11 protein-coding genes are annotated in these 13,885 nt (G+C 74.3%); 5 read left to right on the top strand and 6 right to left on the bottom strand.

All coding sequences use genetic code 11. From position 1 onward, the window contains the following. The first annotated feature begins 54 nt into the window (after nt 1-54). The gene (locus ACIBEA_RS31770) at nt 55-1,698 is read left to right on the top strand and encodes a DNA repair helicase XPB (RefSeq protein ID WP_399266639.1); all 1,644 of its coding nucleotides are present in this window, start codon (nt 55-57) and stop codon (nt 1,696-1,698) included. A 48-nt stretch (nt 1,699-1,746) separates the two neighbouring features. Here ACIBEA_RS31770 and ACIBEA_RS31765 read toward each other — a convergent pair whose 3' ends face one another. Then, nucleotides 1,747-1,980, bottom strand: a complete 234-nt coding sequence (locus tag ACIBEA_RS31765; RefSeq protein WP_399266638.1) for a hypothetical protein — start codon at nt 1,978-1,980, stop codon at nt 1,747-1,749. Between the two features lie 469 nt (nt 1,981-2,449). Between ACIBEA_RS31765 and ACIBEA_RS31760 the strand changes: the two genes are divergently transcribed. Both ACIBEA_RS31760 and ACIBEA_RS31755 read left to right on the top strand, forming a co-directional pair. After that, nucleotides 2,450-4,432, top strand: a complete 1,983-nt coding sequence (locus tag ACIBEA_RS31760) for a HelD family protein (protein ID WP_399266684.1) — start codon at nt 2,450-2,452, stop codon at nt 4,430-4,432. Nucleotides 4,433-4,568: 136 nt separating this feature from the next. Then, nucleotides 4,569-4,976, top strand: coding sequence for an SHOCT domain-containing protein (locus ACIBEA_RS31755; protein WP_399266637.1), 408 nt, complete (start codon nt 4,569-4,571; stop codon nt 4,974-4,976). Nucleotides 4,977-5,045: 69 nt separating this feature from the next. On the opposite strand, the gene ACIBEA_RS31750 is transcribed toward ACIBEA_RS31755, so the two are convergent. Next, complete coding sequence (locus ACIBEA_RS31750; protein ID WP_399266636.1) at nt 5,046-5,732, bottom strand: copper homeostasis protein CutC; 687 nt, start codon at nt 5,730-5,732, stop codon at nt 5,046-5,048. A gap of 125 nt (nt 5,733-5,857) precedes the next feature. Here ACIBEA_RS31750 and ACIBEA_RS31745 point away from each other — a divergent pair, with 125 nt between their 5' ends. Together ACIBEA_RS31745 and ACIBEA_RS31740 are read left to right on the top strand one after the other, a co-directional pair. Further along, nucleotides 5,858-6,535, top strand: coding sequence for a hypothetical protein (locus tag ACIBEA_RS31745; protein ID WP_399266635.1), 678 nt, complete (start codon nt 5,858-5,860; stop codon nt 6,533-6,535). An 86-nt stretch (nt 6,536-6,621) separates the two neighbouring features. Beyond that, nucleotides 6,622-7,851: a Cmx/CmrA family chloramphenicol efflux MFS transporter gene (locus tag ACIBEA_RS31740; protein ID WP_399266683.1), complete on the top strand. Its 1,230-nt coding sequence runs from the start codon at nt 6,622-6,624 to the stop codon at nt 7,849-7,851. Nucleotides 7,852-7,918: 67 nt separating this feature from the next. Here the strand turns inward: ACIBEA_RS31740 and ACIBEA_RS31735 are convergent, their stop codons facing one another. From ACIBEA_RS31735 to ACIBEA_RS31720, 4 genes are all read right to left on the bottom strand, one after another. Beyond that, nucleotides 7,919-8,959: a S8 family serine peptidase gene (locus ACIBEA_RS31735; RefSeq protein WP_399266634.1), complete on the bottom strand. Its 1,041-nt coding sequence runs from the start codon at nt 8,957-8,959 to the stop codon at nt 7,919-7,921. Between the two features lie 6 nt (nt 8,960-8,965). Next, complete coding sequence (locus ACIBEA_RS31730; protein WP_399266633.1) at nt 8,966-9,100, bottom strand: hypothetical protein; 135 nt, start codon at nt 9,098-9,100, stop codon at nt 8,966-8,968. Between the two features lie 268 nt (nt 9,101-9,368). After that, on the bottom strand, nt 9,369-10,697 hold the full coding sequence (locus ACIBEA_RS31725) for a lanthionine synthetase C family protein (protein ID WP_399266632.1): 1,329 nt from the start codon (nt 10,695-10,697) through the stop codon (nt 9,369-9,371). Between the two features lie 13 nt (nt 10,698-10,710). Beyond that, on the bottom strand, nt 10,711-13,860 hold the full coding sequence (locus tag ACIBEA_RS31720) for a lantibiotic dehydratase (RefSeq protein WP_399266682.1): 3,150 nt from the start codon (nt 13,858-13,860) through the stop codon (nt 10,711-10,713). Nucleotides 13,861-13,885: the final 25 nt, after the last annotated feature.

Here is a 13,885-nt window from a genome sequence, read left to right as displayed (position 1 = left end):
CTGGAGGTTTGGCCGTCCGCGCCCGGACGGCCACACCGCCGGAAAGGGACGCTCTTGAACGGGCCTCTGATCGTCCAGAGTGACAAGACCCTCCTGCTGGAGGTCGACCACGAGCTGTCCGCCGCCGCGCGGCGGGCGATCGCGCCCTTCGCCGAGCTGGAGCGGGCCCCCGAGCACATCCACACCTACCGGATCACCCCGCTCGGGCTGTGGAACGCCCGGGCCGCCGGGCACGACGCCGAGCAGGTCGTGGACGCGCTCGTCGAGTTCTCCCGCTATCCGGTGCCGCACGCGCTGCTCGTCGACGTCGCCGAGACGATGGCCCGCTACGGGCGGCTCACCCTCAGCAAGCACCCCGTGCACGGGCTGGTCCTGACCAGCACGGACCGGCCGGTGCTGGAGGAGATCCTGCGCTCCAAGAAGGTCGCCCCGCTCGTCGGCGCACGGCTCGACGCCGACACGGTCGCCGTGCACCCCTCCGAGCGCGGGCAGATCAAGCAGACCCTGCTCAAGCTGGGCTGGCCCGCCGAGGACCTCGCCGGTTACGTCGACGGCGAGGCGCACCCGATCGAGCTGGCCGAGGACGGCTGGGCGCTGCGCCCCTACCAGCAGCAGGCCGTCGAGGGCTTCTGGCACGGCGGTTCGGGCGTGGTCGTGCTGCCCTGCGGCGCGGGCAAGACGCTGGTGGGCGCCGGGGCCATGGCACAGGCCAAGGCGACCACGCTGATCCTGGTCACGAACACCGTCTCGGCCCGTCAGTGGAAGCACGAGCTGATCAAGCGGACCTCGCTCACCGAGGAGGAGATCGGCGAGTACTCGGGCACCCGCAAGGAGATCCGCCCGGTCACGATCGCGACGTACCAGGTCCTGACGACGAAGCGGAAGGGCATCTATCCGCACCTGGAGCTCTTCGACTCCCGGGACTGGGGCCTGATCGTCTACGACGAGGTGCACCTGCTGCCCGCGCCGGTCTTCAAGTTCACGGCGGACCTGCAGGCCCGGCGGCGGCTCGGGCTGACCGCGACGCTCGTGCGCGAGGACGGCCGCGAGTCGGACGTCTTCTCGCTGATCGGCCCCAAGCGCTTCGACGCGCCGTGGAAAGAGATCGAGGCGCAGGGATACATCGCGCCGGCCGACTGCGTCGAGGTGCGGGTCAATCTCACCGAGAGCGAGCGGCTCGCCTACGCGACGGCCGAGACGGAGGAGAAGTACCGCTTCTGCGCGACGACCGCGACGAAGCGGAAGGTCACCGAGGCGTTGGTGCGCAAGCACAAGGGCGAGCAGACGCTGGTCATCGGCCAGTACATCGATCAGCTCGACGAGCTGGGCGAGCACCTGGACGCGCCCGTCATCAAGGGCGAGACCTCGAACGCGCAGCGGGAGAAGCTGTTCAACGCCTTCCGCGAGGGCGAGATCAGCGTGCTGGTCGTGTCGAAGGTCGCGAACTTCTCGATCGACCTGCCGGAGGCGACGGTGGCCATCCAGGTGTCGGGCACCTTCGGCTCCCGCCAGGAGGAGGCACAGCGCCTGGGCCGTGTGCTGCGCCCGAAGGCGGACGGTCACGAGGCGCGCTTCTACTCGGTGGTGGCCCGGGACACGATCGACCAGGACTACGCGGCCCACCGCCAGCGCTTCCTGGCCGAGCAGGGCTACGCCTACCGGATCATGGACGCGGACGAACTGCTGGCTTCCGACTAGCGGATCGTGGCCGAACGGTGAGGGGCCGGGGGCCAGGAGCCGGGGGCGTCAGCGGCGTACGACGCCGGCGTCCTCGGCGTACTCACCGAGCAGGACCACGCTCACGGCGGTCCCGGCGAATATCTTCGCGGCCCGCAGCAGACCGCCCTTGCGGCGCTGACCGGGATGCGCGGGGGCGGCCGCTCTCGCGGTGTGGCCGTCGGGGGCGGAGCCGGCGGGGGTCGTGGTGGTGGCGCCGCGAGTGTGGCGGCCCTGGCTCGGGGTGAAGGTGGCGGTGCTCATGTATCCCATGGTCCTTTTCCGGCCCGGACATCACATCGCCCTGGGGGCGGAACCGGGCCCCCTCCCAGCTCCTCCTCGCGACGCATGGCATCCCCTAGGGACTCTGCCGGAGGTAGGAGCCTCCTCCCCCTCCCGTACTACCCCCCGCCGCACGACCCGGTGGCCCCGGTAATCCGTTCGCGCCGCGCCGCCGCGCTGACTACAATCTCCGCTCTTGCCGCCTCCCCTCCCGCCGTCGATCCATCACGCCGCCGGGGAGAGCCGCCGTCCGCTCGGAAACCGGACGGTCCGATCACAGAGATCAGCAGCTGGAGGCAGTTCCGTGTCCGCAGGTAGTTCCACGTCGTCGGCCGAGACGTCCACCGAACCGTCCGCCGAACCGTCCGCCGAGCCGTCCGTCGAGCCGTCCGTCGACCCGCTCGCCCGCGAACGGGCCCACCTCGCCGCGTCCCGTTCCGCGCTGCGCGCCATGCGCGAGGACGTCGAATCCCTCGACATCCGCGACGTCACCGCGAACTGGGTCAACGCCGTCGTCCTGCAGGCCCAGATCGACGACCGGATCAAGGCCCTCGCGGACCTGGCCCACACGCCCCTCTTCTTCGGCCGCCTCAACTACCTCCACGCGCCCGGTGCGTCCCTGGCCGAAGGCGCGGAGGGCGAGCAGTTCTACATCGGCCGCCGCCACGTCCACGACGCGGGCGGCGACCCGATGGTCATCGACTGGCGCGCGCCCGTCTCCCAGCCCTTCTACCGCGCCTCGAAGAACGACCCGCAGGACATCGGGCTGCGCCGCCGCTTCGGGTACACGGGCGGCGAGCTGACGGCGTACGAGGACGAGCACCTCTCCGACCCCGCCGAGGCCTCCGCCGTCAGCAAGCTCCTCCAGCAGGAGATCGAGCGCCCGCGCGTCGGTCCGATGCGCGACATCGTCGCCACGATCCAGCCGGAGCAGGACGAGATCGTCCGGTCCGGCCTCGGCGGCTCGGTCTGCGTCCAGGGCGGCCCCGGCACCGGAAAGACCGCCGTCGGCCTGCACCGCGTCGCCTACCTCCTCTACGCGCACCGCGACCGGCTCGCCCGCACCGGCACCCTGGTCATCGGGCCGAACCGTTCCTTCCTCCACTACATCGAGCAGGTCCTGCCGGCCCTGGGCGAGCTGGAGGTCAAGCAGGCGACCGTCGACGACCTGGTGGCCCGCCCGGGCGTGGCCGAGGTCCGGGCCGTGGACGGGGCCGCCACGGCCGTGGTCAAGGGCGACGCCAGGATGGCGGAGGTGCTGCGCCGGGCCCTGCGGTCGCACGTCACGCCGCCGACCGAGCCGCTGATGGTGGTCCGCGGATCACGCCGCTGGCGGGTCCCGGCGTACGAACTCGCCGAGATCGTCGAAGAGCTCCAGAACCGCGACATCCGCTACGGCGCCGCCCACGACGCGCTCCCGCAGCGCATCGCGCACACCGTGCTCGTCCGGATGGAACAGGCGGGCGAGGCCCCCGACGACCGCGTCCAGGACGCGGTGGCCCGCAACCCCTCCGTCAAGGCGGTCGTCAAGCAGACGTGGCCGTCGGTGGACCCGGCGAAGCTGGTGCTGCGGCTGCTCGCCGACCCGGAGTTCCTCGCGGAGCACGCCGCCGGGATCCTCGACGAGGACGAGCAGCGGCTGTTGCTGTGGCCGAAGCCCTTCCGCAGCGTGAAGTCCGCGAAGTGGTCGCCGGCCGACCTGGTCCTGATCGACGAGGCGGGCGACCTGGTGGAGCGCACGCACTCGCTCGGCCACGTCGTCCTCGACGAGGCGCAGGACCTGTCCCCGATGCAGTACCGGGCGGTGGGGCGGCGCTGCACGACGGGCTCGGCGACGGTACTGGGCGACCTGGCCCAGGGGACCACGCCGTGGGCCACGCGGAGCTGGGCGGAGGCGCTGGGGCACCTGGGCAAGCCGGAGGCGGTGCTGGAGGAGCTGACGGCCGGCTTCCGCGTGCCGCGCGAGGTGATCGCGTACGCCTCGCGGCTGCTGCCGCAGATCTCGCCCGGGCTGGCGCCCGTGTCCTCGGTGCGTGAGACGCCGGGGTCGCTGGACGTGCGCGAGGTGGACGCCGGGGAGCTGACCGGGGCCGTCGTCGCGGCGTGCCGGGAGGCGCTCGTGCACGAGGGGTCGATCGGGCTGATCGCGGCGGACGCGCGGATCGAGGAGCTGGGCGGGGCGCTGGTCGCGGCCGACCTGCCGTACTTGGCGCCGGGCGAGGAGACCACGGCCGAGTCGCGGTTGACGCTGGTGCCGGCGTCGTTGGCGAAGGGCCTGGAGTACGACTACGTGGTGCTGGACGAGCCGGGGGCGATCGTGACGGGCGAGCCGGACGAGCGGACCGGGTTGCGGCGGCTGTACGTCTGCCTGACGCGTGCGGTCTCGGGGCTGACGGCCCTGCACACGGGTGCGTTGCCGGGGGCGCTGGTCTGAGCCGTTCGGGGGCGGACCCCGGATGGGCTAGTCCTCGTGGTGGGTGGCGGGGTGCGGGTCGAGACTCGGACGTGGGCTCCGGCCCGGCCGACCCGCATCCGGGGCGGCCCACCCGCGGACGACCTCGGAGTGCGACGTGGACGACTATCCGCTGCTCAACCTCTTCTGGACCATGCTGTGGCTCTTCCTCTGGGTCATGTGGTTCTTCCTGCTCTTCAAGGTGATCTCGGACATCTTCCGCGACCACGAGCTGCACGGCTGGGGCAAGGCCGGCTGGCTGGTCCTCGTGCTGCTGCTGCCGTACATCGGCGTCTTCGTCTATCTCGTCGTCCGCGGCCGGGGCATGGGCAAGCGGGACGTGAAGCAGGCCGAGGCGGCGGAGCAGTCGTTCCGCCAGTACGTGCAGAAGGCGGCCGGTACCGGCGCCGGGGCCGGGGCCCACGGCAGCGCGGCCGACGAGCTGCACAAGCTCTCCGCGCTGAAGGAGAAGGGCGACATCACCCAGGAGGAGTTCGACCGGGCCAAGGCGAAGGTGCTCGCCTGATCCCGTGGCGGCGACCGGGGGCCCGACCGGGCCCGGGGCGCTCCCCGGTCCCGGTCGCCGCGGGCGGCGTCAGGCCAGCGCCTCGCGCCACCGCGCCACCGCGGCCGGGTCGACCGGCGCCGACCAGCCCTGGGGGCGGGCCGCCCCGCCGATGTGGAAGGCGTCCACGCCCGCCGCCCGCAGCCGCGGCAGGTGGTGCAGCCCCAGGCCGCCCCCGACCAGGATCCGCGGCCCGTACCCCGGCTCGCCGCGCCGCGCGGCCTCCGCCAGCAGGGTCGGCAGACCGGCGTCCACCCCGTCGGCGGCGCCCGCCGTCAGGTAGGTGTCCAGGCCCGGCAGGTCCGCGAGCGCCTTGCGCAGCCCGTCCCGGTCCGCGGCCCGGTCGATGGCCCGGTGGAAGGTCCAGCGGCAGCCGTCCAGCTCCGCGACCAGCGCCTCGACGGCCTTGAGGTCCGGGGTCCCGTCGGCGTCCAGGAAGCCGAGCACGAACTCCTGCGCCCCCTCCGCCCGCAGCGCCCGCGCGTCCTTGAGCAGCCCCTCGACGTCGCCCGCCGCGAACCCGTCCGCCGCCCGCAGCATCACGCGCAGCGGGATGTCCACGGCCGCCCGGATCGCCGCGAAGGTCTCGCGCGGCGGGGTGAGCCCGTCGGCCGCCATGTCGGTGACCAGTTCGAGACGGTCCGCCCCACCGGCCTGGGCCGCGACCGCGTCCTCCGCGTCGAGGGCGATCACCTCCAGGAGCGCACGGTTGCTCATTTGACCCCATCCTTCGGATTGCTGCTCGTATGACTGATATGGAAAATAGGTCTAGTCCAATGTCCAGGGTACGGCTCCGCCGGCACCCTTCACCAGCGGAATCACGCCACCCGCACAATGTGGGCATGGACTCCGACACACCGCAGCCCCAGCAGGGCACCGGCGAGGACCTGCGCGCCGCCTGGCACCGGACCGCCACCGGGGCCGGAGCCGACCGCGACCCCGCCCCCTACGCCGACCGGCTGCTGACCGCCTGGGCCGAGCCCCAGCGCCGCTACCACTCCACCGCGCACCTGGCCGCCGTGCTCGCCCACGTCGACACCCTGGCCGCACACGCCGCCGACCCGAGCGCCGTCCGCCTCGCCGCCTGGTTCCACGACGCCGTCTACCGCCCCGACCGCTCCGAGAACGAGGAGCGCAGCGCCGCCCTCGCCGAGCGCGCCCTGCCCGAGCTCGGCATCGACGCGGCCCGCACCGCCGAGGTCGCCCGGCTCGTCCGGCTCACCGTCACCCACGACCCGGCCCCCGGCGACACCGACGGCGAGGTGCTCTGCGACGCGGACCTCGCGGTCCTGGCCGGCGCCCCGGACGCCTACGCCGCCTACGCCGCCGCCGTCCGCGAGGAGTACGGCTTCGTCCCCGACGAGACCTTCCGCGCCGGCCGCGTCGCCGTACTGCGCCAGCTCCTCGCCCTGCCGCGGCTCTTCCGCACCCCGTACGGCGCCGACCACTGGGAGGCGCCGGCGCGCGCCAACCTCGCCGCCGAGGCGGCCCGTCTCGATCAAGCAGCCCATCAGGAATAAAAACACGCAAAACGGAATCACCGGGAATGCGGGAGCGCCCCGCGTCGTTGGTGCAAGTCATGCCCGCAGCAGCCGAACGCACCCGCATGCCCGTCGCCGTCTACGTCCTCGGCCTCTCCGTCTTCGCCCTCGGGACCAGCGAGTTCATGCTGTCCGGGCTGCTGCCACCGATCGCCGAGGACATGGGCGTCAGCATCCCGCAGGCGGGCCTGCTCATATCCGCCTTCGCGATCGGCATGGTCGTCGGCGCCCCGCTGCTCGCCGTGGCCACCCTGCGCCTCCCCCGCCGCACCACCCTCGTCTCCCTCATCAGCCTCTTCGGCCTCGGGCAGGTCGCGGGCGCGCTCGCCCCGACCTACGAGCTGCTCTTCGCCTCCCGCATCGTCTCCGCCCTCGCCTGCGCGGGCTTCTGGGCCGTCGGCGCGGCCGTCGCGATCGCCATGGTCGAGCGGCACCAGCGGGCCCGCGCGATGGCGGTCATGATCGGCGGCCTGTCCATCGCGAACGTCCTGGGCGTCCCGGCCGGCGCCTTCCTCGGCGAGCACCTCGGCTGGCGCTCCGCCTTCTGGTCGGTCGGCGTCGCCTCCGCCATCGCCCTCGTCGGCATCCTCGCGCTGATCCCGCCGATCCCGCTGCCCGACGAGAAGCCCCGCCTGGTGCGCGAGCTGGCCATCTACCGAGACCGCCAGGTCTGGCTGTCCATCGGCGTCACCGCGCTCGCCGCGGGCGGCGTCTTCTGCGCCTTCAGCTACCTCTCGCCGCTGCTCACCGACGTCGCCGGGCTCGACGCGGGCTGGGTCCCGTGGATCCTGGGCCTCTTCGGCGTGGGCGCGCTCGTCGGTACGACCGTGGGCGGCCGGGTCGCCGACGCGCACCTCTTCGGGGTGCTGCTGTGGGGCATCAGCGCCTCCACCGTCTTCCTGACCGCGCTCGCACTGCTCGCCTCCGCGCAGGTGGCCGCGATCGCCCTGGCGTTCCTGCTCGGCTTCTCCGCCTTCTTCACGGCCCCGGCGCTCAACGCCCGCATGTTCAACGTGGCGGGCGCCGCCCCCACCCTGGCCGGGGCCACCACCACGGCCGCCTTCAACCTGGGCAACACCGGCGGCCCCTGGCTCGGCGGTACGGTCATCGACGCCGGCTGGGGCTTCGCCGCCACCGCCTGGGCGGGCGCCGCCATGACGGTCACCGCGATCGCGCTGGCCGTCGTCTCCCTGCGCCTGGAGCGCCGTACACCGCCCCGCACGACCCGCGTCGTCACCTCGTCCGACGCCGCCGCGCCCACGTCCGCGCCCACCCCGCAGGAGCAGCGGGCCTGAGCGGCCCGGCCCGCGCGCGGTGTTCCGCGCGCGGGCCGGGCCGTCCACTTCCCGGCGCTGCGACCGGTCAGAGACCGCCGGTGAACAGCAGCCTGTTCGCGCCGCTCTTGCTGACGCTCGTCAAGGCGTCCTTGGTCGACTCGTCGTCGAGGAACTCCGCGACCTCCCCCGGATCCGCCTTGGGGTGGGCGGCCTTGTAGAGGGCGGCGACTCCGGCGACGTGCGGGGCTGCCATGGAGGTGCCGTCCAGGGCGATGGATCCGCCACCGAGCTTCGCGGAGACGATGGCCTCGCCGGGCGCGTAGACGGAGACGCATGAGCCGTAGTTGGAGAAGGAGGTCTCCTCGTCGTACTGGTTGCTGGCCGCGACCGTCAGCACCTTGGACGCGGAGGCCGGGGAGATGGAGCAGGCGTCCACCGAGGAGTTGCCCGCGGCGATGACCGGCAGCACGCCGGACTCGGACAGGGCGTTGGCAGCGTCGTTCAAGGCCTGGGACTTGTCACCGCCCAGGGAGCCGTTCAGGACGGCGGGCTGCTTGGCGTTCTTGGCCACCCAGTCCAGTCCGGCGATCATCGCGGAATACTCGCCCGCGCCGTTGCAGCCGAGGACACGGACGCTGACCAGGTTGACCTTGCGCGCCACCCCGTACGTCTTGCCTCCGAGCGTGCCCGCGACGTGCGTGCCGTGGCCGTTGCAGTCCTGCCCCTTGGCCAGGGCGTCGACGGCGTCGTAGCCGAAGACGGCCCGCCCGCCGAACTCCTCGTGGGCGTAGTCGATGCCGGTATCGAGGACGTACGCGGTCACCCCCGCGCCGTTCCCCTCGGTGCTGAAGTCGTTGTCGAGCGGCAGTTCCTTCTGGTTGATCCGGTCCAGGCCCCAGGACGCGGACGGGGACCGGGTCCCGGTCGAGGAGACGGGCATCGGCGTGGACATCACCTTGGCGTCCTGCTCCACCGACTTCACCCCCAGGCTGTTGCGCACGATCGTCAGCTGGAGCGGGGTCAGCGGGGCGGCGAAGCCGTTCAGGGCGGAGCCGTAGACGAACGACGGATCCAGGCCCAGCTTCTTCGCGGCCTTCGCCGCGTCCACCCCCTTCTCCAGGGTCACGATGTACTAGCCGGGCACCGGGTTGGCAGCGGTGAGCAGCGGGGCCGGAGTCGGCTCCGGGGCGGCGGCAGAGGCCGTACCGGCGGCCACCGGGGCCAGGGCGATGACGGCGGCGGTCGCCACACGTGCGAACAAGCGCACGGAAGGAACTCCCTGACGGGTAGAGACCAGCGCGGTGAGCCGCCTCCGAAGCGGGAACGGCCCCTCTCCCATCGGTGCCACCCCGAAGGATCTTGAACCGCACTCCCCACCCGGCCCGATCGACCGGCGGCACCACCGGCGCGGGCGTCCGTCACTCCGCAGAAACGCTTACTCGCCTCTGCCCCCTGGGCCGCGTCCCGGGCAGCACGGTCCAGCCGCGCCGACAAGATCACCCGTACGGTCCGCAGTCCCTCGGGGGGTACCCCGGTCAGGAGAGCAGCAGCGGCATGTCCCAGCCCGAGGGCGCGCCCCCGGTGGAGTACGCGTCCAGGGCCAGCGCCAGGCCCGCGGCCCCGTCCAGGTAGCCCGAGACGTCCGTGCCGTAGGCCGCCTTCGTCATCGTGAAGCGGAAGCCGAAGGGCAGCTCCGGGTCGAAGTCCGCGACGAGCCGGGCCGCGATGCCGTCCCGGACCGACTGGATCCGGGGGTCGCCGGCGTGCTCGTTCAGTCGGCCGAGCTGGTGCAGGGCGCCCGCCCAGCCGTGGCACAGCGCGTTGTCGTTGATCCCCCACCGCTCCGGGGGCAGCGTCAGCATCCGCTCCACCGAGCCCAGCGCCGTGGCCGTCCAGTCCGCCCGGCCCAGCGCCAGTCCGGCCAGTTGCAGCGCGCGCGAGACCCCGGGGGCGCCGTAGCACCAGGACGGCCAGCCCGCGGGGACGGCGTAGGCGTCGGGGCCGGCGAGGTAGTCGGACAGGCTCAGGTGCGGGGGCCAGTACGTCCCGTGCTCGTCGCGCACCACCCACCGGGTGAGCAGGGCCGCGGCCGACTCGATGGCGTCCTGCTGCCCGGGGACCCGTACGCCCTGGCTCCAGGCCAGTGACAGCAGCGCCAGCGGCCCCGCCACCCCGTGCGAGATCCCGAGGTTGAGGTGGCCGTCGGGGAGCTTGGCCTCGGAGCCGATCCGCGGCGCGTCCAGGGCCCACCAGCGCGGCACCTTGTGGCCGCGGTGCTCCACCTCGCCCTCGGCCAGCCGGACGAGGTAGGCCAGTACGGACTCCAGCTCCGCCCCGCAGGTCTCGGCGCGGGCCAGCAGGTAGCGGCCCACGCCGGTCATCCCGCGCACCACCTCGTAGTGGCCGATGGTGGGCAGCGGGGAGTCCTCCGGGACGGCGGGCATCGCGGTGTGGACCAGGCCGCGCTGGTACGCGTCGAGCTTCTGGAGGACGGAGACGTAGCCGCCGGTGGCCCGGTGGGCGAGCAGCACGGCGAAGGCGAGGGCGCCGGGCCCCTTGAAGATGCCGCTCGGGACGGTCTCCCCGGTACCGGCGGCGCGGGTCGCGAGCGTCAGGTAACCGTGCGCGCGGGCCGTGCGGTCGGTGCCGGGGCGGGCGGCGCCGCTGAAGGCGATGGCCAGGCCCGGGCTGCCGCTGCCGAGGGTCAGCTCGGCCCAGATCCCCTCGGGCTCGCCGTCGTCGGAGGCCTCGGCGGGGATCCGGGTGGCGGCCATCGTGGCGACGGGGTCGGCGAGCCGGTCCAGTACCTGCTCCGAGACCTCTCCTGCGCGCTCGCGCAGCCGGGCGTTGTCGGTGGTGGTCATCGGCTGCTCCTGCTCATCGTGCGGTGCGGTCCGCGTGGGCGCGGGTGGCGAGTCGGGTGCGGGCGGCTCCGCGCAGTACCGCGTAGGCGCGGGCCTCCGCCGCCGGGTCGATGCCGAAGAGCCGGTTGTGCCGCATGTGCAGCAAGGACAGCACGGCCTCGTCCCGGTCGGCCTCGGGCGCGGCGAGCAGCAGTGCGCCGAAGGCGCGCGGTTCGGGGGACTGCGTCCACAGCTCGGTCAGGGCGGGGACGCCCAGGCGTTCGCCGACCCGGCGGGCGGTGTCCCCGGGGGCCGCGCCGGGGCGGACCAGCTCGTCGGCGAGGGCGCGGTGGCGCTGGTAGACCTCGTGGTCGGGGCCCTTGGTGAACATGTGGTCCGCCCAGGCGCACCAGTCCCACCCGCCGAGGGAGTCCAGCAGGACCGCGTGCCCGGCGGCGGCGAGGACCTCGTCCGGCACGGCGGCCGCTCCGGCGCGCCGGGCCCGCAGCTGGATCAGCGCGGACCGGCTGTCCGTCAGGAAGATCCCCTCGGCGGCCTCCTGGGCGTCCGCGCCCAGGTAGCGGTCGGTCTCGGGCCGGAAGGTGTCCAGGACCAGCGTCCGCACGGTGCCCGCCTCGACCAGCCGGCGCACGTGCCGGGCCACGGCGGGCAGCACCCGTGCGTGCAGCGCCGCCGGGTCGCCGTGCAGCCGGATCCGCAGGTGCGGGTCGGGATCGCGGTAGCGCAGGAAGAACCAGCGGTCGACGTCCTCGTCGACCTCGGCGAGCAGCCGCGGGAGGTGGTCGGCGAGCAGCGCGTCGTGGACGCCCGTCTCGGCGTACAGCTTGAGGGAGAGCCAGTCCTCGCCGGGCAGGTGGACGGCGGTGGGCGCGGTGCGCACGGCGGAACGGGCGAGCGGCGCGGGTCCGTCGGGCGCGAGGGGCGCGGCGGCGCGGGCTGCCCGTACCAGCGGGACGACGATCTCGGTGGCGTGCCCGGAGTTCCAGCCGAGCCCGGCGCCGCCGGCGGTGAGGTCCTCGTACAGCTGGAACCGCGGTTCCTTCGCGGTCAGTTCGGCGCGCAGCAGCCCCTGGTCCCAGGGCTCGCTCAGGTCGACCGGGAACATCTGGTCGTTGCGGGCGATCTGGATCCGGTCGGGCACCCGCCCCCGGCGCCGCCAGTCGCGCAGCCCCTCCTCCCACACGGCGTCGTCGGACGAGCGGGCCGCGTCCAGCAGCCTGCGCCCGGCGAGCCAGCGGCGCGGGGCGGTGATCACGCGGCCGTAGCGGACGCTCGGGAGGTACGGGAGCACGTCGAGCCCGGCCCAGTCCCACCCGGACCACACCCGCGGGCGGGCGGCGGCGAGGTCGCTGAGGAAGCGGGCGACGGGCGGGGCCTGGGCGTCGAGGGCCAGCATGTGCGGGAAGACGGGGACGACCGGGCGGCCGGTGGGCCCGTGCAGCAGGCGCAGCCCGTCCTCCCCGGCGGCGACGAGGAGGGTGCGCCAGTCCAGGCAGTGCGGGTCGCCGCGGTCGTCGGCGACGCCGATCGGGATCCGGTGCTCCAGCAGCGGCGGGACCTGCACGATGTTCAGGGAGCGCGGGTCGCCCGGCATGACGTCGACCTGCGCGAGGATCGGCTCGTCGGCGGCCTCGGCACGGCCGTCCGGGCCGGTGTCGGCGTCCGGGCCCGCCGCCAACGCGCGCAGCTCTTCGGTGAGTCCGGTGACGGCGGCGAAGCGGCCCGCGGTCGCACCGGCCGTCCAGGAGCCGATGTGCGGGCTGCCGAGCAGGGTGAACTCGCCCCGGTCGAGGGCCTCCTGGCTGTCGGCGAGGACCTGGAAGCAGAGTTCGAGGGTGCGCGGGGCGCGGGCCGCCGGGTCGTGTCCGACGGCGGCGGCCAGTCGGGCCACGTCCGCGTCGGTGAGCTCGATGTCACCGCCGTCGAGGACGGCCTGTTGGGTCAGTTCCGCGATCGCCGCGCGGCGCGGGCGGTCGGCGTCCTCACCGGGTCCGACGCGCGGGTGCGCGGGCGCGGGGGCTCCGTAGGAGGGCGGCAGGCCGAGCCCGCGGTGCGGGTCGACGAGGTCGCCGAGCGGGACGGCGCAGGCGGTGCCGTAACGCTCGATGAACCGCTCGCGGTAGTCCCGCATGTGGTCGAGGCTGGTCCACTGGGGGGTCATCGCCCAGATCGCGGCGGCGTAGCGGCGCACTTCCTCGCCGATCGCCTCGGGCAGCACGAGCTCGGCGGGCATCCGCAGGTCGACGTGGACGGGCGGCCGCGCCCCGGCCCCGTCCCGCGCCCGCGTGCCGTCCGCGGCGCCCGGTCCGTCGAGGGCGCGTACGGCGTCCAGCAGGGCCCGCCAGGACGCGCGGCCCTCGCCGGGCCGGTCCGCCTCGTGCGCGGCGGCCGCGGCGCGAACCGCGCGCAGCCCTTCGGCGGCGCCGGGGACCGCGCCCCGCACGGCGGCCTCGATCCGGTCGAGGAGCGCGGCATCGATGCGGTGCGGGGTCAGGGAGGTGAGCAGGAAGCCGTGCTGGACGAGTCCGGCCAGCAGCCCGTCGATGCGCTCCGCCCCGACCGTCGGGAAGCGCTCGACCAGGGCGTCGAGCAGGTCGGTGTACGGGACCGGGCGGGCGGCGGCCTCGCGGACGACGGCGACGAGCGCGTTGTCCTGGACCGAGACCTCCCGCTCGCCGGTGTGCCGCACGAGCCGCCCGTCGCGGCGCACGCACAGGTCGCTCAGCACCACGTCGGTGCGCCGACGCACCTCGGGCACCGCGAGCCAGTCGCGCACCCGCCGGTGCAGCCAGGCCCCGTCGAGCCGGACCGCGACCGCTCCGGGGCCGGGGCCGGGGCCGGGGCCGGGGCCGGGGGTTCGTACGGCCGTGGCCGGGCCGAAACGGGCCCGGGAGACGCCGGCGAACAGGCCGAAGGGGGTGGGCCGGCCGCCCGCCCGGCGGGCGTAGCGGGTGAGGGTCCTGGCCGCGCTGAGGGTCCGCTTGCGGCCGAGGGCGGCGGCGCCCTCGTCGGTGGCGAGGCGCTGGAGGCTGAGGGAGAGGCTGCCGCTGGCGACCTCGACGGCCTGGCGCAGCAGCGGGTCGGCGGCCAGGAGGCGCAGGCCGGGGACGGGGTCGGCCGCGTCGATCCGGGCTTCGGTCTTCCCGCGCGGTGTGCTCGCCATGCGCACGAGCACCGGTCCGCGCACC

Source organism: Streptomyces sp. NPDC051555 (assembly GCF_044454405.1).
In the GTDB taxonomy this organism is placed as follows: domain Bacteria; phylum Actinomycetota; class Actinomycetes; order Streptomycetales; family Streptomycetaceae; genus Streptomyces.
This window is presented reverse-complemented; position numbering and strand designations above follow the sequence as displayed.